General features: G+C 63.9%; 23 protein-coding genes and 1 tRNA gene. 10 read left to right on the top strand and 14 right to left on the bottom strand.

The window, feature by feature from the left end:
* Nucleotides 1-28 precede the first annotated feature (28 nt).
* Nucleotides 29-679 (bottom strand): glutathione S-transferase family protein, encoded by a 651-nt coding sequence (locus GGQ99_RS11290; RefSeq protein WP_183262607.1) that lies wholly within the window; start codon nucleotides 677-679, stop codon nucleotides 29-31.
* 245 nt (nucleotides 680-924) lie between these two features.
* Here GGQ99_RS11290 and GGQ99_RS11285 point away from each other — a divergent pair, with 245 nt between their 5' ends.
* Nucleotides 925-1398, top strand: coding sequence for a VOC family protein (locus tag GGQ99_RS11285; protein WP_343061727.1), 474 nt, complete (start codon nucleotides 925-927; stop codon nucleotides 1396-1398).
* Between the two features lie 64 nt (nucleotides 1399-1462).
* On the opposite strand, the gene GGQ99_RS11280 is transcribed toward GGQ99_RS11285, so the two are convergent.
* From GGQ99_RS11280 to GGQ99_RS11255, 6 genes are all read right to left on the bottom strand, one after another.
* Nucleotides 1463-1912: a GNAT family N-acetyltransferase gene (locus GGQ99_RS11280; RefSeq protein WP_183262605.1), complete on the bottom strand. Its 450-nt coding sequence runs from the start codon at nucleotides 1910-1912 to the stop codon at nucleotides 1463-1465.
* 35 nt (nucleotides 1913-1947) lie between these two features.
* On the bottom strand, nucleotides 1948-2370 hold the full coding sequence (locus tag GGQ99_RS11275; RefSeq protein WP_183262604.1) for a DUF1801 domain-containing protein: 423 nt from the start codon (nucleotides 2368-2370) through the stop codon (nucleotides 1948-1950).
* Nucleotides 2367-2594, bottom strand: coding sequence for a hypothetical protein (locus GGQ99_RS11270; RefSeq protein ID WP_183262603.1), 228 nt, complete (start codon nucleotides 2592-2594; stop codon nucleotides 2367-2369). Before GGQ99_RS11270 ends, GGQ99_RS11275 begins: the two co-directional genes overlap by 4 nt.
* 44 nt (nucleotides 2595-2638) lie before the next feature.
* The gene (locus tag GGQ99_RS11265) at nucleotides 2639-3049 is read right to left on the bottom strand and encodes an SRPBCC family protein (RefSeq protein WP_108606598.1); all 411 of its coding nucleotides are present in this window, start codon (nucleotides 3047-3049) and stop codon (nucleotides 2639-2641) included.
* Nucleotides 3046-3369, bottom strand: a complete 324-nt coding sequence (locus GGQ99_RS11260; RefSeq protein ID WP_183262602.1) for an ArsR/SmtB family transcription factor — start codon at nucleotides 3367-3369, stop codon at nucleotides 3046-3048. Before GGQ99_RS11260 ends, GGQ99_RS11265 begins: the two co-directional genes overlap by 4 nt.
* Nucleotides 3370-3581: 212 nt before the next feature.
* Nucleotides 3582-4979 (bottom strand): MATE family efflux transporter, encoded by a 1398-nt coding sequence (locus tag GGQ99_RS11255; RefSeq protein ID WP_183262601.1) that lies wholly within the window; start codon nucleotides 4977-4979, stop codon nucleotides 3582-3584.
* A 408-nt stretch (nucleotides 4980-5387) separates the two neighbouring features.
* On the opposite strand from GGQ99_RS11255, the gene ybaK reads away from it, so the two are divergent.
* Nucleotides 5388-5861, top strand: coding sequence for a Cys-tRNA(Pro) deacylase (gene ybaK / locus GGQ99_RS11250; protein ID WP_183262600.1), 474 nt, complete (start codon nucleotides 5388-5390; stop codon nucleotides 5859-5861).
* Nucleotides 5862-5867: 6 nt separating this feature from the next.
* Here the strand turns inward: ybaK and GGQ99_RS11245 are convergent, their stop codons facing one another.
* The 3 genes from GGQ99_RS11245 to GGQ99_RS11235 form a co-directional block, all read right to left on the bottom strand.
* Entirely contained in the window at nucleotides 5868-7520 is a 1653-nt protein-coding gene (locus tag GGQ99_RS11245; RefSeq protein WP_183262599.1) for an alpha/beta hydrolase, read from the bottom strand.
* Nucleotides 7521-7818: 298 nt separating this feature from the next.
* On the bottom strand, nucleotides 7819-8289 hold the full coding sequence (locus GGQ99_RS11240) for a nucleoside deaminase (RefSeq protein WP_108606603.1): 471 nt from the start codon (nucleotides 8287-8289) through the stop codon (nucleotides 7819-7821).
* 117 nt (nucleotides 8290-8406) lie between these two features.
* The gene (locus GGQ99_RS11235; protein WP_183262598.1) at nucleotides 8407-10314 is read right to left on the bottom strand and encodes a propionyl-CoA synthetase; all 1908 of its coding nucleotides are present in this window, start codon (nucleotides 10312-10314) and stop codon (nucleotides 8407-8409) included.
* A 266-nt stretch (nucleotides 10315-10580) separates the two neighbouring features.
* Here GGQ99_RS11235 and GGQ99_RS11230 point away from each other — a divergent pair, with 266 nt between their 5' ends.
* Nucleotides 10581-10736: a hypothetical protein gene (locus GGQ99_RS11230; protein ID WP_183262597.1), complete on the top strand. Its 156-nt coding sequence runs from the start codon at nucleotides 10581-10583 to the stop codon at nucleotides 10734-10736.
* Here the strand turns inward: GGQ99_RS11230 and GGQ99_RS11225 are convergent.
* The gene (locus GGQ99_RS11225; RefSeq protein WP_183262596.1) at nucleotides 10733-11488 is read right to left on the bottom strand and encodes a sulfite exporter TauE/SafE family protein; all 756 of its coding nucleotides are present in this window, start codon (nucleotides 11486-11488) and stop codon (nucleotides 10733-10735) included. The genes GGQ99_RS11230 and GGQ99_RS11225 overlap by 4 nt on opposite strands.
* A 255-nt stretch (nucleotides 11489-11743) precedes the next feature.
* On the opposite strand from GGQ99_RS11225, the gene GGQ99_RS11220 reads away from it, so the two are divergent.
* From GGQ99_RS11220 to GGQ99_RS11210, 3 genes are all read left to right on the top strand, one after another.
* Nucleotides 11744-11890 (top strand): hypothetical protein, encoded by a 147-nt coding sequence (locus tag GGQ99_RS11220; RefSeq protein WP_108606606.1) that lies wholly within the window; start codon nucleotides 11744-11746, stop codon nucleotides 11888-11890.
* A gap of 99 nt (nucleotides 11891-11989) precedes the next feature.
* Nucleotides 11990-12166: a hypothetical protein gene (locus tag GGQ99_RS11215; RefSeq protein ID WP_183262595.1), complete on the top strand. Its 177-nt coding sequence runs from the start codon at nucleotides 11990-11992 to the stop codon at nucleotides 12164-12166.
* Between the two features lie 223 nt (nucleotides 12167-12389).
* Nucleotides 12390-12566 carry a hypothetical protein gene (locus tag GGQ99_RS11210; RefSeq protein WP_183262594.1) on the top strand — a complete coding sequence of 59 codons (177 nt, stop codon included), beginning with the start codon at nucleotides 12390-12392 and terminating at the stop codon, nucleotides 12564-12566.
* A gap of 65 nt (nucleotides 12567-12631) precedes the next feature.
* On the opposite strand, the gene GGQ99_RS11205 is transcribed toward GGQ99_RS11210, so the two are convergent.
* Nucleotides 12632-12886, bottom strand: a complete 255-nt coding sequence (locus GGQ99_RS11205) for a DUF982 domain-containing protein (RefSeq protein WP_108606607.1) — start codon at nucleotides 12884-12886, stop codon at nucleotides 12632-12634.
* 164 nt (nucleotides 12887-13050) lie between these two features.
* Here GGQ99_RS11205 and GGQ99_RS11200 point away from each other — a divergent pair, with 164 nt between their 5' ends.
* From GGQ99_RS11200 to GGQ99_RS11190, 3 genes are all read left to right on the top strand, one after another.
* Nucleotides 13051-13506: a hypothetical protein gene (locus GGQ99_RS11200; protein WP_183262593.1), complete on the top strand. Its 456-nt coding sequence runs from the start codon at nucleotides 13051-13053 to the stop codon at nucleotides 13504-13506.
* A 103-nt stretch (nucleotides 13507-13609) separates the two neighbouring features.
* Nucleotides 13610-13981 carry a hypothetical protein gene (locus GGQ99_RS11195; protein ID WP_343061713.1) on the top strand — a complete coding sequence of 124 codons (372 nt, stop codon included), beginning with the start codon at nucleotides 13610-13612 and terminating at the stop codon, nucleotides 13979-13981.
* Nucleotides 13982-14061: 80 nt separating this feature from the next.
* Nucleotides 14062-14135 (top strand) — tRNA-Gln (locus GGQ99_RS11190).
* Nucleotides 14136-14213: 78 nt separating this feature from the next.
* Here GGQ99_RS11190 and GGQ99_RS11185 read toward each other — a convergent pair.
* Together GGQ99_RS11185 and GGQ99_RS11180 are read right to left on the bottom strand one after the other, a co-directional pair.
* On the bottom strand, nucleotides 14214-15239 hold the full coding sequence (locus GGQ99_RS11185; RefSeq protein WP_183262592.1) for a class I fructose-bisphosphate aldolase: 1026 nt from the start codon (nucleotides 15237-15239) through the stop codon (nucleotides 14214-14216).
* A 268-nt stretch (nucleotides 15240-15507) separates the two neighbouring features.
* Complete coding sequence (locus tag GGQ99_RS11180) at nucleotides 15508-16704, bottom strand: phosphoglycerate kinase (protein ID WP_183262591.1); 1197 nt, start codon at nucleotides 16702-16704, stop codon at nucleotides 15508-15510.
* A gap of 256 nt (nucleotides 16705-16960) precedes the next feature.
* Here GGQ99_RS11180 and GGQ99_RS11175 point away from each other — a divergent pair, with 256 nt between their 5' ends.
* The gene (locus GGQ99_RS11175) at nucleotides 16961-17389 is read left to right on the top strand and encodes a VOC family protein (protein ID WP_183262590.1); all 429 of its coding nucleotides are present in this window, start codon (nucleotides 16961-16963) and stop codon (nucleotides 17387-17389) included.
* Nucleotides 17390-17437: the final 48 nt, after the last annotated feature.

Genomic DNA, 17437 nt, shown 5'->3' with positions numbered 1-17437 from the left:
GGTGATAGGGCCCCCGGAGCAGCCTCGATCAGCCTGACGATGCGGCGGTGAAAACCGCCAATTGGGCATCGAAGGCACGCTTGAAGGCCGGCCGCGCTTCGCCGCGGGCGACATAGGCGGCGAGGTTCGGAAACTCCTCGAGCAGGCCCGATCCGTTCAACCTGCGCAGCACGCCCACCATCACGAGGTCGCCGGCGCTAAACGCGCCGTCGAGCCAGTCGGCTTTGCCCAGGCGACGGGAAAGGTCGCCCAGCCGGTTGCGGATGCGATCCTCAAGCATGAGCAAGCGCTCCGCGTACCAGGTCTTGTCTCGTTCCAGGTACCCTGTGCTTTCCCGTTCGAGGATCGGCGGCTCGATCGTACTGAGCGCGGCAAACATCCATGTGATGGCGCGCGCACGCGCATTGGCATCCTCGGGCAGCAGGCTGGCATAACGCTCCGCGATATGGAACACGATCGCGCCTGACTCGAACAAGGCGAGATCGCCTTCCTCGTAGGTCGGAATCTGACCGAACGGTTGTAGCGCACGATGGGCGGGCTGCTTCATCTCGCTGAACGAGACAAGACGGACGTCGTAGGGCTGGCCTACTTCCTCGAGCGCCCAACGAACACGCATGTCACGTGCCTGTCCCTTGCCGCGGTCGGGCGAGCGTTCAAATGCCGTGATGGTGGGGGTCATCGAAAGGCTCCCGTGTTTGCATGATGGTGCCAAGAACGATGTGCGTGATTGTGGCTCTTTCTCATGGCCAGATATCCAGTCCTTGCGCTTTGCCTACAGAGGACGAATGACCGGGGCGGCTCCCGACAAGTTGCCCGGTCTTTTCGGCCACGGCTTCCGGGGGTGGACAAAGGCCGTTGCCCCCCTATGTCGAAAGGGTGCGGGCGGGTTAATTGGCTCCCAAGCGAAAGGAACGCGCAATGGCCATCGCCAAGAACACGATCTGCCTGTGGTACGACAAGGACGCCGAGGATGCGGCCCGCTTTTACGTAACGGTCTTTCCCGACAGCGCAGTACATGCCGTCCACCGCGCGCCGGGCGACTATCCCTCGGGCAAGGAGGGCGACGTGCTGACGGTCGATTTCACCGTCGCCGGCGTTCCCTGCATCGGCCTCAACGGCGGGCCGGTGTTCAAGCACAACGAGGCCTTCTCGTTCCAGATCGCCACCGACGACCAGGAGGAGACCGATCGCTACTGGAACGCCATCGTCGGCAATGGCGGGCAGGAGAGCGCCTGCGGCTGGTGCAAGGACAAGTGGGGCGTCAACTGGCAGATCACGCCGCGCGTGCTGACCGATGCGATGGCTGCCGGCGGCGCCGAGGCAAAACGGGCGTTTGCGGCAATGATGGACATGAGGAAGATCGACGTCGCGGCGATCGAGGCGGCGCGGCGCGGGTGAGGTGCCGCCGGGCTTTGTAGCCACATCGCCAGTAGGGCGAGCCTGTCCGGCACCGATTGCAAACCTAGGCAAGATCCTTTCGCAGCTGGACAGCGGGCGCCAGATACGTCGCAACGGTTCCGGCGAACCGGAAGCCGGAAGCCTCGTAGAACGGGCGAGCCCGCGCGCCGGCCACGACACGTAGCGACCGTGCGCCGAGTGCTGCGGCGCGGCGTTCGGCTTCGGCGAGGAGCATGCTGCCGATGCCTTTTCGCCATGCCTCCGGCGCGATGAAGAGATCTTCCAGTTCGGCCAGAGTGGCTACGTCGTCAGGGAGGACCGTCACGAAGCCGACGATCTCCCCGGCGATCTCGGCGACCACGACATGCGGCAGGTGTGCGGCCGGGACCTCTCTCGCCTCCGGCAGCGCCTGCAGTTCCTCGACATGATCTCCCCAGGCCAGCGAAGACCGCAGCTTGAGCGCGCCGAGGGTATCCCTTTCCTCAGCGCGGGCTGGCCGGATGTTGACGGTCATTGCAGTTCCCGCGTGCTCGCTCAGGACAGTGCGCCTCACATCTTCTCGCCGGGCAGGGCGCTGGCCTGCCTGACCCAGTCGGAGAGCTGCGCCTCGTCGAACGGGCGGCCCTCGTAGATGTCGAGATAGCGCACATTCGCCTGCTTCGACGTACCGGGTGGGAGCGGCGAGAGGTGTGCGCCCTTGAAGAACGCGACCTTGACGTATCTGGTGAGGCAGTGAAAGCCGAGGAACCAGAGATCCTTCGCCGTGCCGTAGAAGGGTGAGTTCCATTTCACCGCCTTGACCACGCCGGGGACCGCCTCGGTGATCAGAGTGTCGAGACGGCGGCCGACGTCCTGCTTCCAGCCGGGCATGGCTTCGATGTAGGACTGGACGACGGCGTCGCCATAACCCTTGGCGATCTGCGGATTGCCGCCGGACAGGAGCTTTACTTGGGCGGGTTCCTTTGCGGTCATAAGGCGCTGCCCTTCGATGCAGGCACGGCGTTTCGCTGGCCGCCGAGATAGGGCAGGAAGAACATGTAGATGCCGGTCGGGATCAGTACGAAGAGCGGCGGCAGGGGCAGATAGTAGAACCACTCGGGCAGGGTGGTGATGGCCATGCCGGCGAAGATCGATGCGACGGCCAGGCTGAAGACGAGCGAGGTCCAGCGATGGACGGTGCGGATCACAGAGTTCATGGCAAGCTCCCGGATTTCGATTGACGGTGCCGGCGAGGCGATGGTCAGTCCAGCTTCGAGACGACGTCGCCCAACTGGGCGATGAAGCGCGGCCAGCCGACAGTTGCGCCCTGGAAATAGGACTTCTGGGCGGTGGTGAAGCCGCGCTGCTCCATGCGCAGGCTGGTGCCGGTGGCGGTGGGGGCGAGCGTCCAGGTGACGATGCTGCGCAGGTCCTTGGTATCCCAGCGGTAGGACAGCGCGCGGTTCGGCTCGACCGTCTCGACCTCGCAATCGACCTGTCCCCAGTCGGCGGACAGGGTGAAGCGACGGCCGGCTTCGGGAGTGAAGTCGTTGTTCATCAGCCATTCTGCGATGAGATGCGGCTGGGTGAGGGCGCGCCAGAGCTTTTCCGGCGGATAGGGAAAATCGCGCTCGACCACGACCGAGCGCGTCGTTTCCATCGTTTCTGTCATTGGTCCATCCTCTTGAGCAGGTTGTCGAGATCGTCGAAGCGGTCGTGCCAGAATCCGGTCATCTCGGTCGTCCAGTCGACCAGCGTCCTCAGCGCGTCGCGCTCAGCACTGTAGTAAGTGTAGCGGCCTTCGTGCCGGTCGCGCACGAGCCCTGCAGCCTTAAGGATCTTCAGGTGCTTGGAGACCACGGGCTGCGAGACGCCGGCCTCGCCGAGCAGGCCTACGACCGTCGTGTCGCCGTTGCGGCAGAGACGCTCGAAGAGCCCGCGACGGGTGGGATCGGACAGCGCGCGGAAGATCGCGTCCTGAGGCTCAGACATTAACTCATACCCGATTGGCTATGAGTTATTCATAGTCAATCGGGTATGAGTTAGTCAATGGGCGGTGATGTCAGGACTGATGGCGCCGGCTCTCGACCTCATGTTGGTCATTCGTAAGTAGATTGCAAAATCCCTAAAGCTGCCTTTCGTCGCAAGTCGTCGGCGTGGTCAGCAATAGTAGTCCATCAGGCAATGCGGCGCATAACCCCACATTATGGCGTGAGCGAGTTTGATCCTAAGTGGCCGGCCTTTCGCGAAGTATAAATGCCGGCACGCCACCAGACCAACACGCTGAGCGTCAGCATCAAGATATCGGCCATTGGAGCGGCGATCCATACACCGGTCTCACCCCAAATGTAGGGCAAGGCAAAGGTCAGCGGAATTGCGAACAGATATGCCCGCCCCAGCGAGAGGATGGCGGCTTCCCGCGCCCTGCCTATAGCTTGCGCATAACTGGCGGCCATCATTACCGGGCCGAAAGCGAAATACGCTGCAAGGTACAGCGGAACAATGCGTGCCACCTCCAGCCTAACAAGGGCATCGGGCACAAAAAGTCCGCCCAGCCAGTCGCGTCCACCAAGCAGCAGCAGTTGCACTAGCAGGCCATAAACGACGCTCACGCCAAGCGAAAAGTAAAGCGTCTGCTTTGTCCGTTCATCCTGTCCAGCACCTACCGTATTGCCGACAATTGCCTGCAGGGCCAGGCTCATACCCATCAGCGGCAGGAAGGCAAATGTCATCAAGCGCATCACCACCCCATACGCTGCGATAGTCATGTCGGACTGCGGGAGCTCCAGCCGTTGCAGGGCGTACAGCACCGCCGCCGAGCTGAGCGAAATACCGATGAAATTGAGGCTGCGCGGTGCGCCAAGAGTCAGCATTTCTCGCCATTCACGGTCGTATCTCAAACCGACCATCGGCAGAACTGCCCTGCTGCTCATGCGATAGACGACCACGATACCCAGCCCCAATACCTGCGCCAGGGCCGTACCCCAGGCTGACCCAGCTACTCCAAAATCAAACACTCCGATCAGCAATCCGTTGAACCCGATATTGGCCAGTGTCACCAACACGCCTGCCATAGCCATGAAGCCAACCCGACCCTCCATGCGCAGCGCGTCGGCGTGCACAGAGAGTAGAAACCCTGCCGGTGCGGTAGAAAATGAAATGGCAAGGAAGGTCCACCCCATCTCACCGAGGTGGACGTTACCGCCCGCAACCAAACTGACAATATGGACACCCAGTCCAAAAAAAGTCAGCATTGCCAAGGCAGCGACAGCAACGGCAAGCCCCTGTGCGGAAGCAAAGGTATTGATTGCCCCATCCATGTCTTGGGCACCTAGTCGGCGACCCAATATGCTGGCCATGCCGATGCCGACCATAGTCGAGACAGCCACCAACAACATCGAGATTGGAAACACCAACGTCACCGCGCTCAGGGCATCAGCCCCCACGAATGCGCCTAGTAACATGGCATCGACCACGGTCAGCAGGCCACTAATCGTCGTCACGACGATGATTGGCAGGCAGGTTCGAATGAATACGGATCGGATCGATCCACGCAAGAATGAATTTTTCGGCTCAGCCGCCAACGACGATTGGTCGCTCATCAAAAACTCCCGTCATGGGCAAGTAGGATGATTTTGATGGGGCTCGCATTGCCATCGCTCCAACTGCCCCAGGGGGAAATGGCGATCAGCTTGTCTAATGCAGGGGCTTAACCACTGGCGAAAACGCCATGCGAGCGGCAGGTCACCCTGTGGACCTGGATGCGTGTCTATTTTCGGGTCGTTTTACTGTCAAGGAGCATAAATTGAGCTTGTGCATATTTGGCGGACACTGGTTAAGGTTCGGTGGAGCCGTCTATTGCGCGGCGCAATGTGCGGCTCGCGGCATCGGATTAGGTCCTTCTTTGCCGCCCGTGGACCCAAAAGCGGACCGTCAGCTTTCCACCCCGCCTCTGCCATTGCCGCAACCGCGCTCTTGCGAAATGCCGGGGCGCTGTTGCACAACGGGGCATGTCGAAGACCACTCCCGCCACGCTCGCGCTGACCAAGTCGGGCATCCCGTTCGCCGTTGCCACCTACGACTACGATTCCGGTGCCGAACGCGTCGGGCTGCAGGCGGCCGAGGCGATGGGGGTTGCGCCTGGCGTCGTGCTCAAGACGCTGATGGTCGAGGTCGACGGCAAGCCGGCCTGCGTGGTGGTGCCCTCGGACCAGGAGGTCAACATGAAGAAGGTCGCCGCCGCCTTCGGGGGCAAGGCGGCGCACATGATGAAGCCGATCGATGCCGAGCGGCTGACCGGCTACAAGGTCGGCGGCATCAGTCCCTTCGGCCAGCGCAAGCAGGTGCCGACGGCCGTCGAGGAGATGGCGACGCTGGAGGACGAGATCTACCTCAATGGCGGCCAGAGGGGCCTGCAGATCCGCATGCGTCCCGACGACCTGATCTTAGCACTCGGCGCCAAGGCGGCCGACCTCATCCGCTGACCCGCGTCATTTGCGGGCGTCGATGAAATGCTGCTTCAGTTTGGCGATGTCGCCAGGCGCCCAGTCCTTGATGTCGGCGACCTGCATCCAGGCATCGATGTAGTGCTCGGCGGCATAGACGTGGCCATGGCCGATAGGTGCGGTGGTGGCCATGGCGATGTCGAGCGTCAGCTGCAGGAAGGTGACGACAGGATACCAGCGCAGCTCGGGCGAAACGTCGGGCCCGCGCGGGGTCTTCATCCAGTCCGGCTCGCGGTAGAGCGAACGGGGCTCGTAAAAGACGATCGGGTCCGAGGCGTATTGTAGGTAGACTAGGCGCAGCGGGCCCCATGTGGCGCCCGGAATGTCGAGCGCGTTGTTCTGCGCGGTGAAGCGGACATAGGAGCCGTCGCGGAACGCGGGCAGCCATTCTGGCGTGCCGGGATTGCGGTCGTCGGTGATCGAGCGCCAGATGCGGCTGGCGAAAGGCGGGCCGCTGAGCAGGGCGCCCTGATAGGGATCGCCAAGGACCTCGAACAGCTCGTTGGAAAGCTCGGTGCTCAAGGCGCCGAGGCTGAGGCCGAACAGGTAGAGCTTCGGCCGTGTTTCCTTGGGCAGCGTGCGCCAGTGGCCGTAGACCTCGGAGAACAAAGCGCGCGACTGGTCGGCGCCGTAGCCGGGCTCGACCAGCAGCGACAGCCAGCTGGCGAGGTAGGAATATTGCGTGGCGACGCTGGCGACGTCACCATTGTGCAGGAACTCGATGGGGTCGATGGCCTGTTCGTCGACCCAGCCGGTGCCGGTGGGCGTGACGATGACGAGCGTCGAGCGTTCGAAGCCGCCGGCGCGCTTGAGCTCCTCCAGCGCGAGCCTGGCGCGCTGTTGCGGCGTGCTGCCCGATTGAAGCCCGACATAGACGCGGACCGGCGCCATGGCCGGCTTGCCGGTGAGATTGCCGATGTCTGCGGCGCTCGGGCCGGTGGCGATGTAGGAGCGGCCCATGCGGCCGAGATCCTGCCAGCGGACCAGGGATGCGGCGCTGCCGGTCTTGCCGGGCTCGGTCGGCTGCTGCGTCTCCGGCGGCATCAGGGCGTCGAGGCGCTGGAACGAGCTGTCCATCACGCGCAGGCCGTAGCGGAAGATGATGCCGTCGGCCGCCGACCAGAACAGAAGCACCGCAATGGTGGTGCCGATGACGTAGGACACACGCGTCGGCACGAAGCGGCGCAGCTTTTCGGAGACGAAGATCAGCGTCAGCTTGAACAGCCGGCCAAGCGCCACGAGCACGATGAAGGTGACGAGCGCGATGGCGCCGACTTCGAGCGGGTGGGCGGTGTCGACCGGGGCGAGCTTCATCAGGCTGCGAATCGAATTCTGCCATTCCGAGGCGCGCCACAGGAACACCAGGCCGACGATGCCGCAGGCGACGGCGGCGACAAGCTTGCCGCCGATCAGGATGCGCGCCTTGAGTTCGGGCAGTTCGAGGTAGCGCCACAGCCAGCGCAGGAAGAAGCCGCAGCCATAGCCGACGGCGGCGGAAAGGCCCGACAGCACGCCCTGGGTCAGGTAGTTGCGCGGGATCAGCGTCGGGGTCAGCGACGCGGCGAAGAACAGCGTTCCCAACAGCAGACCGGTGGTCGAAAACGAATACCAGTACCTGACGACCCAGTTCCGCAGCATCTTCAGTGCCCCTCATGCCATTCCGGGGGCAACTTGCCCCGAGCCCGGCGTGCAGGCAATGGCACAGCGTCCAAATCTGTGGGGAGGGTTGGGCCGGCTGCATCCAGCGCCAAGCGCGCTGGTGGGTGGATCGTTCGGCAAGCTCACGACTCATCAAGTGGGCTACTGACGTGTCGCTCCTGTGAGCAAGGCATCCGGAACCGGCGCCGCTTGCCGAAGCACGAAGAAGCGGAACCAATGGCGCGGCAGAGGCTACGTCCTCTCATCGACACCCGTCACGTCACCACGATGGGTTCCGTCACCAGAAATCCTTGTGATCGTTTACGATCTCTTCTTCGAGTTCAGGGATTGGGCCACGGATCGCTACATGGCGCCGACCGGCGGCGAACACCTGGTGACAGCTCAGATCGAGGGTCAGATTCTCCGGGTTGTCCCCAGTCAGCTCGGCCAACCGCCTTTCGCTGAGTCCGTAGACCACGGTGCCGATGCCAGCCCAGTAACAGGCCCCGGCGCACATGCAGCACGGCTCGACCGAGGTTACCATCGTGCATCGCTCAAGAAAGGTCGGGTCGTATTGCTGCGCGGCCGCGCGGGCCACGTTTGCCTCTGCGTGGCCAACGCCGCGATCCTGCGCGTAGGTGTTGCCCGATGAAATGAGCACGTCGCCCTCCGGCCCGACCAGGAGCGCCCCGAAGGGATGATTGCCGCTTGCCCGGCTCTCGGTGGCGATCTCGACGGCGAGACGTAGATATTCGGTGTCGCTCCTCATGGCTGCCTCCCTGGCATGCCCATTGTTGACCCGTCGCCGCGCACTGTCACCCCTCCGAATCTCGTCGGAGCCGATGGATCGCTCACCGCCTTGCGGCGAGCGCCTTTTGAACGCCTGCTAGACGCCGATGCCCCTCGCCTTGAGCGCTTCCGTGATTTCGTCGAGGATGGCGGGATCGTCGATGGTAGCAGGCATCTTCCAGTCCTCGCGGTCGGCGATCTTCTGCATGGTGCCGCGCAGGATCTTGCCGGAGCGGGTCTTGGGCAGGCGCTTGATGGTGACGACCGTCTTGAAGGCGGCGACCGGGCCGATGCGGTTGCGGACCAGGCCGACGACCTCCTTCTCGATGGCGCCGGTGTCGCGGGCAACGCCGGAATTGAGCACGATGAAGCCGCAAGGGATCTGGCCCTTCATGGCATCGGCGATGCCGATGACGGCGCATTCGGCGACGTCGGGGTGTTCGGCCACGACCTCCTCCATGCCGCCGGTCGACAGGCGGTGGCCGGCGACGTTGATGATGTCGTCGGTGCGGGCCATGATGAAGAGGTAGCCGTCATCGTCGACGAAGCCGGCATCGGCCGTCTTGTAGTAGCCGGGGAACTCGGCGAGGTAGGCGGTGAAGAAGCGCTCGTCGGCATGCCACAGCGTCGGCAGGCAGCCGGGCGGCAGGGGCAGCTTGACCACGACATTGCCGAGCGTGCCGCGTCCGACCTCATGGCCGGCATCGTCGAGCACGCGCACGTCGTAGCCCGGCATCGGCACGCAGGGCGAGCCGTACTTGACCGGCAGCAGGCCGAGCCCGACGGGGTTCTGGCTGATCGGGTGGCCGGTCTCGGTTTGCCACCAATGGTCGATGACCGGCACGCCGAGTTTCAGCTCGGCCCATTTGATGGTTTCGGGGTCGGCGCGCTCGCCGGCGAGGAACAGAGTGCGGAATTTCGACAGGTCGTATTGCGGCACGAAGGTGCCTTGCGGGTCTTCCTTCTTGATGGCGCGGAAGGCGGTTGGCGCGGTGAACAGGGCGACGACCCCGTGTTCCGAAATGACACGCCAGAACGTGCCGGCGTCGGGCGTGCCGACCGGCTTGCCCTCGAACAGGATGGTGGTGGCGCCGTGCAGCAGCGGGGCATAGACGATGTAGGAGTGGCCGACGACCCAGCCGACGTCGGAGGCGGCCCAGAACACCTCGCCCGGCTTGACGCCGAATTCGTTTTCCATCGTCCATGTGAGCGCGACCATGTGGCCGCCATTGTCGCGGACGACGCCCTTGGGCTGGCCCGTGGTGCCGGAGGTGTAGAGCACGTAGAGCGGATCGGTAGCGAGAACCGGCACGCATTCGACCTTGCGGCCGGCGGCCTTCGCCGCGCCGACGGCCTCGGTGTAGTCGAGGTCGCGGCCGGGGATGAGGTCGCAGGTCAGCTGCGGCCGTTGCAGGACGATGCAGTGCTCCGGCTTGTGGGTGGCGATTTCGATGGCGCCGTCGAGCAGCGGCTTATAGGCGATGACGCGGCCCGGCTCGATGCCGCAGGAGGCGGAGATAATCAGCTTCGGCGTGGCGTCGTCGATGCGGGTGGCGAGTTCCTTCGCGGCAAAGCCGCCGAACACCACCGAATGGATGGCGCCCAGGCGGGCGCAGGCGAGCATGGCGAAGGCGGCTTCGGCGACCATCGGCATGTAGATGATGACGCGGTCGCCCTTGCCGACGCCCTGGTCGGCGAGCACGGCTGCCAGCGCGTTAACCTCGGCGAGAACGCCGGCATAGGTGAACTTCTTCTGGGTGCCGGTGATCGGGCTGTCGTGGATCAGGGCCACCTGCTCGGCGCGGCCGCCCTGGACATGGCGGTCGAGCGCATTCCAGCAGGTATTGCACTCGGCGCCGGAGAACCACTGGCCGTAGACGCCGCCCTCGGCATCGAAGACCTTGTCCCAGGGCTTGAACCAGTCGATGGCGCCTGCAGCCTCGGCCCAGAACGCCTCGGGGTTGCTGACCCAACCGTCATAGACCTCGTGATAGCGAGATGGCATGGCGTCTCCTTCCCAGGATGTCGGCCCTTCAGGGCGTCTCGTTGGCTAGCCTTGTACCTGCGTTGCCGACGGGGCGTCCATTTGACCTTGGTTTAAGTGCCGGCCAGCAAACCCCATTTCGACCGATATTCCGATGTGGTTTTGCGCACTTCGGGTATTCGCCCGGTGTAGTGCGTCCTTTGGCGCGGGCTCGGTTGCATGGCGGCAAGGATAGCAGATTGCCGGCTGCACTTTGACAGGGGCGCGCGAAGTTGATCAAAGGCTGCATGTCGAAGGCGCTTTCGCTCATCATCCTGGCCATCATGGCCATCCAGATCCTCAAGCCGCTTGGCCTGCCGGGACTGAGGCAGCGCCGCGATTTCTGGAAGCTGGCCGTGCTGGCGCTGGCCGCGATCTCGATTACGGCGCTGCTCGGACACTAGAAAGCCGGGGCAAGGCCCTGCCATGAAATGTGCGCGCCGAGCAGGGCGAGTCCGGCAAAGAACCAGCGCCTGAAGGTTTCCGGCTTGACGCGGCCGCGCAGCCAGCCACCCAGCCACATGCCAGCCAGTGCCGGAACGATGGCGTATGCGGATGTGCCGACCGACTGGAGCGGCACGGCATCGTTCCACCACAGGCCGATGCCGAGGGCGATCGTCGAGACCGTGAACGACAGGCCCAGGGCCTGCACGAGATCGTCGCGGCCAAGGCCGAGCCCGCCGAGATAGGGCACGGCCGGAATGACAAAGACACCGGTGGCGCCGGTCATCACCCCGGTCGCCGCACCGACGACCGGGCCTGCCCACGGCTCGGCCCAACTGGGGACTGCCATGCGCAGCCTGAGCAGGCCGAGGGCGGCATAGGCGAGCAACACCAGGCCGAGCCCCGCTGTGACGATGGCGGTGTAGTTGCTGGTGATGAGGCCGGTGGAGGCCAGGGTGGCAGCGAAGACGGCAAGCATCATCGGCCAGAGGCGGCGCAGCAAGGCAGAGATATCGGGACCGGCCAGCAACTGCCAGACATTGGTGACGAAGGAGGGCAAGAGCAGGATGGCCGCCGCCTCGGCCGGCAGCATCACCAGCCCGAGCAGCCCCATCGCAACGGTCGGCAGTCCGAGGCCGACGACACCCTTGACCAGCCCGGCAAGGACGAAGACGGCACCGACGACGGTGAAGAGCAGATATGGCTCCGGCATGGCGGCGAGGATGCATCGTCACCATGGGTGCGGGCAAGAGCCGATGCGACAGCGATGGGGGGCCCGCCGGGGCAAAACCCCATCCCAACCCCAGCGGGCCTTACCTGATTTGAAACAAATCAGGCTCCGGCCATCGCCGGCTAGCCATGCCATGCACGCGGCGTGCCAGCCGGATCTGTGCCGGAATGGGACGCGGCCCGGATCGGCGTGCCCGATCTGCTGGACTTGCCGGCTGCATGCCGGTACGACGGCCCAATGAAGCAGAACACTCTCTACCTCATCATCGGCGCCCTGGCCGTGGCCGTGATTGCGCTTGGCGTCTACATCTTCCGCGAAGAGACCAAGCCCAAGGGCGTCGAGCTGCGCATCGACGAAACGGGCATTTCGGTCCAGGAAAACTAGGCGCTGTCCCGCCGGGCCGTGCCGGGACGCGAGCTGGCCCGATGGAACGCTCCGCCGCTTCATGTGTTGTTTCATGGCGAGACAAACCTGGAAGCTGCGATGTTCGAGCTACTGCAAAACCTGCTTGCTGCGGCCTTCCACGGAAAGCCGGCCGACGAAGCCCGTGACGGGGTTTTGGAGGATGTGACCGGCAGCGCGGCCAGCGAACGCCTGCATCGCGACCTGGATACGTGCTTTCAAGCAATACACGAGCAGATTGCCGGGGGACCGCGATGAACGATCGTCTGGGTATCCCCGACCCGATGCCGTCAGGCGCGTGCGGCGACAGGCAGGTTGTGTTCCGGGGCGTATCGCCCTAGAGCCTTTCCATCCCCGAGATCGGGATGGAACAGGCTCTAGCCTGTTGTGTGGGCATGGTCTTTTTCCGAGTCGGTTTCCCGTAGGCGGAGCTTCGGTTCGGGATCATGCTCCAGGCAGGCATGACCAAGAAAGGATACTCATGGCCAGACCGACCAACTACAATCAGGAACGTAGGGACCGTGATCGCGCCAAGGCCGAGAAGCAGGCCGCGAAGCTTGCGGCCAAGGCCGAAGCCAAGGAGCGCAAGTCCGGGACAGAGGCCGAAACGACCTCTGAAGCGGAAACCGAACTTTCGGTGGGTTTGAAGCCGGACTGAGGTTTGGGAACACCCTGAACCGGCATCGAGAGCGATGAGCTTGCTTACGGCTGACGCGCCGGCGATCAGTCCTTGTCGCTGATCAGGACGTTGGCGTCGCGCACGGCTGCGATGAAAGCACGCCGCGCGGCCATGACCGGCCTTTCGCCCGACAGTGCATCCGAGCATGCCTGAAGGGCGGCGCGGTGCTTGGGGCCGCGCTTGCCGGGCCAGTTGTTGAGCAGGAAGGCCGACGCCTCCTTGGCTGTGCGGAGGATGAGCGGGGTGCCGGCCGGATCGCTCTTTACGGTGACGGGTGTTTCAAATCTGATATTTTCCATGGCTGCTCATACGCCAAACCGGCGGGGGAAGCGAGGCACGTAACAACTGGGGATGCACAGGCTTGCTTGTTGCGGCTGCCGCGCTGTTGGATCATGCCAGATTGACGGAACGCGAGCTTCCGTCAACTGTGAAAATAGCCGCGAACGGGCGGGCGGGAAATACAATGGACACCGGCGGTGCGGCACAGGTCTGGTTCGGACCACAGACGATGGGCGCCATGGTGGTGGCACTGGTGGTCTACGTATTCGGCTCGTTCCTTGCCGTTGCGGTGCTGGCCGTGGCCGCCGATGCCTTTGCCTTCGCGATCGACTGGCTGCTTGGCGGTGTCCGGCCCAACGTCATCCAACTCGTCGGCTCCGTGTTCGGCGCTGTTGCCGGTATCTGGGCGGCGCGGCTCGCCTGTGACCTGACATTCGACGCCTACCGGCCGCGCGCCGTCTTCTGGATGTTCGTGGTCGTGCTGACCATGACGACGGTGAGTCGGTTTTCGCTGCCATTCACGACGACGCAGGCGATACTGGGGGCACAGTACGTGATCGCCCTAACGGCGGCGCTCCACTATTTCTGGCGCGAGCGGGCGCCGCTTGGCGTGGCGACGGAATTGATACGCTCGGATTGAGACAGGGCCGTATCCGTGCGCGCCGCGGCAGACCGCCGAGCCACAAGAGGGAAGAACGAACAGCAAACTGATACTGCCTGCGGCTCTTGGGCTTTTGGCTGCCGTGGCTGCTCCAGCATCTGCCGAGGGCGACCGCTACCAAGCTTTCAGCACCACCGCCGAGAGCATCACCGGCGACATTTCCATGGATGATTTCGGCATCACCTTCGCCAATGGCGAATCCCTGAAGTTCGCCGCCCTACTGGGCGACCATTTCGTCGTCGACGGAGAGCGGGTCAATGCGTCGGTCTACAGCATCGAGGATCCCTCGGACCCCGAACTGGAGAACGGCAACCGGCTGTGCGGCGCGGGCGACGTGACCTACCTTGCGAACTGGGCCGGCGGCGAGGGCCTGACGATTGTTGCGGTGTTTACCGGCGACGAGCCACCGGAGAGCAGCGACGACATGTGCGCGTCGTATACGTATCAGGATTGAGGTTTTTGGGGGCGCTGGGTTCGCTTTCGGCCCCTCGACACGCCGCGCTTGCGATGATTTGCTGAGAAACTAGAGCTTATTCCCGCTTCGTCTAATGGTAGGACACCGCCCTTTGAAGGCGTGAATCGTGGTTCGAGCCCATGAGCGGGAACCAAACGGCTGCCGTCCCTCGACAAACAAAAAGCCCCGGATCGCTCCGGGGCTTTTTCGCATTCTTGCCTGAAGGCTTGGCTTAAGCCGCCTTCTCCAGCCCGGACTTCCACTGGCCGAGGGCGGCCAGGTGGTTCATGTGGGCGCGGTGGGTGAAGGCGGCCTGGCCAGCACCGAGGTTCTCGGTCTTGCCCGACCATGCCTTCTGCGGCGCTGCCTGCAGCGCGCGGCCGTAGGAGAAGGTCAGCTTCCACGGATGCGGGCCAATCGCGTTGATGGCGTTCAGGTTGGCGGTGGCCTCTTCGTCGGACTGGCCGCCCGACAGGAAGGCGATGCCCGGGACCGCAGCCGGAACCGTCTCGCGGAACAGCTTGATGGTCTTTTCGGCGATCTCTTCGGCGCTGGCCTGCCTGGCCGCCTTCTTGCCCGAGATGACCATGTTCGGCTTGAGGATGGTGCCCTCGAGCACGACGCGGGCGGCGTAGAGCTCGTCATAGAGCTTGACCAGCGTCGCCTTGGTGACGTCGTAGCAGGTGTCGATGTCGTGGGCGCCGTCCATCAGCACTTCCGGCTCGACGATCGGCACGATGCCGGCTTCCTGGCAGAGTGCGGCGTAGCGGGCGAGCGCCTGGGTGTTGGCCGAGAGCGAATAGGCCGAAGGCACGTTCCTGGTCGTGTCGATGTCGATCACGGCGCGCCATTTGGCGAAGCGGGCGCCAAGCTTGTAGTACTCGGCCATGCGCTCGCGCAGGCCGTCGAGGCCCTCGGTGATGGTGTCGCCGGGGAAATTGACGATCGCCTTGGCGCCGGCGTCGACCTTGATGCCGGGAATGGCGCCGGCGGCCTTGATCAGCTCGACCAGCGGAGTGCCGTCGGCGGCGCTCTGGCGAATGGTCTCGTCGTAGAGGATGACGCCCGAAATATACTTGGTCATCGCTTCGGTGGTGCGGAACATCATCTCGCGATAGTCGCGGCGGCTGTCGGCCGTCGACTCGACGCCGATGACGTCGAAACGCTTCTTGATGGTGCCGGAGCTTTCGTCCGCAGCCAGAATGCCTTTACCACCCGCCACCATGGCGACTGCGATGTCTTCGAGACGTTCGCTCATACAAATACCTCCATAACAGATGCACCGGGCGCATAGCAGAAGCGTCCCGGGAACGGAATGCCGGGGGGTAGCCTATAACCGATTGAAATTATTTCAATCGGTTTAGGGCGCATCGCTCTTCGGACGAGGCTGGCCTGCAAACGGCCGTGCCCTGCGCTTCCGGTGCTCACGTACCAAATGTACGCTCCGCTCCGGTTCTCGGTCACGACCATTTTCGGCACAGCCTGGCCCGAAGCCCGGCACGCCCTTGGCGCTCGGCATCCGCGGCTCAGGCCTTGAGTACTTCGACGCCGGGCAGTTCCTTGCCTTCCATCCATTCGAGGAAGGCGCCGCCGGCGGTCGAGACATAGGTGAAGTCGTCGGCAACGCCGGCATGGTTGAGGGCGGCCACCGTGTCGCCGCCGCCGGCGACGGAGACCAGCTTGCCGGCCTTGGTGCGGGCGGCCGCGTGCCGGGCGGCGGACACCGTCGCCTTGTCGAAGGGCTCGATCTCGAAGGCGCCGAGCGGGCCGTTCCAGACCAGCGTTGCGGCGCGATCGATCCACTCATTGATCGTAGCAACGGTCTTTTCGCCGACGTCGAGGATCATGGCATCGGCCGGCACGGCGTCGATGGCGACGGTCTCGTTGGCGGCGCCCGCCTTGAATTCGCGGGCAATGACACCGTCCGACGGCAGGATGATGGCGCAGCCTGCGCCTGCGGCCTCGATCATGATCTGCTTGGCGGTGGTCGCGAGGTCGTGCTCGCACAGCGACTTGCCGACATCGGTGCCGCGCGCGGCGAGGAAGGTGTTGGCCATGCCGCCGCCGATGACCAGCGCGTCGACCCTCTTCACCAGGTTCATCAGCAGGTCGATCTTGGTCGAGACCTTGGCGCCGCCGACGATGGCGACGACGGGCTTGACCGGGTTGCCGAGGCCCTTTTCCAGCGCCTCGAGCTCGGCCTGCATGGTGCGGCCGGCATAGGCCGGCAGCTTGTGGGCGAGGCCCTCGGTGGATGCATGGGCCCGGTGGGCGGCCGAAAACGCGTCGTTGACGAAGATGTCGCCATTGGCGGCAAGCTGTTCGACGAAGGCCGGGTCGTTCTTTTCCTCGGCCTTGTAGAAGCGGGTGTTTTCGAGCAGCAGGACGTCGCCGTCCTTCATGGCCGACACCGCAGCGGCTGCCTTCTCGCCGATGCAGTCGGCAGCGAAGCCGACCGGGCGACCGATGACCTCGGCGGTGGCGGTAGCGATGGGTGCCAGCGACAGCGCCGGGTCGGGGCCGTCCTTGGGGCGGCCGAAATGGGCGAGCAGGATGACCCTGGCGCCCTTGCCGGAAAGCTCGGTGATGGTGGGGGCGACACGCTCGATGCGAGTGGCGTCGGAAACCTTGCCGTCAGCCATGGGGACGTTGAGGTCGACGCGGACGAGAACCCGCTTGCCGGCGACGCAGCCGATGTTGTCGAGGGTCTTGAAGGCGGCCATGGGGTTTCCCTTTCCCTTTTGGAGATCGCGCGGACCATACCCAGCGTCAGCGCGGATGCAAGGTTTGTGGGGGTTGGGGGGCGGGAAAATTTGGCAGGGGGTGTCCGGCTGGCAGAGGCGCATAGTCGTTTCCGGGTCGGGCGTTCCCACGACGGCAAAAGGTCTGCGAATTGCATTGCCGTACTGCCTCTGCAAGAATCCAGAACGGAGGGGTGGCAGGTCCGTATGCTGTCGTTGGCAGCAAGAGGAGGAACGGATGCAAAAGAATGAACTGCATCGCGGGCGTCTCATCGATCATATTGGTTTGGCAGTCGAAGACTTTCCTGCTTGTCGACGGTTTTACGAGGCCGTTTTCGGCGCGCTGAACATCCCCATCGGAGGGAGTTCGGAGGACGATCTTTGGGTCGATGAGTTGTTCATTTCGTCGCTGGACAGCGCCGCGGTACAAGGCCGGCCCACGGGTCGTCATCATTTGGCGTTTCAAGCCGCAAGCAGGGCCATGGTGGATGAATTCTATTCTGCCGGCATGGCGAACGGGGGCAGCGACAATGGTCCGCCGGGCGAGAGAGCCTACCATCCCGGCTACTATGCCGCTTTCCTGATCGACCCTGCGGGCAACAACATCGAAGCCGTCTATCATGGCGAAGCGAACCGAAGCGCAGCTTCCGTGACAATCACGTTCTGAGGACGGCAGATCGCTTCCCTATTACCATCTGCCCCAACGCGGCGCCCA

The sequence above is a fragment of the Aminobacter niigataensis genome (assembly GCF_014200015.1).
In the GTDB taxonomy this organism is placed as follows: domain Bacteria; phylum Pseudomonadota; class Alphaproteobacteria; order Rhizobiales; family Rhizobiaceae; genus Aminobacter; species Aminobacter niigataensis.
Note: the sequence above shows the minus strand (reverse complement) of the source record. Positions and strands in the feature narration are given on the sequence as shown.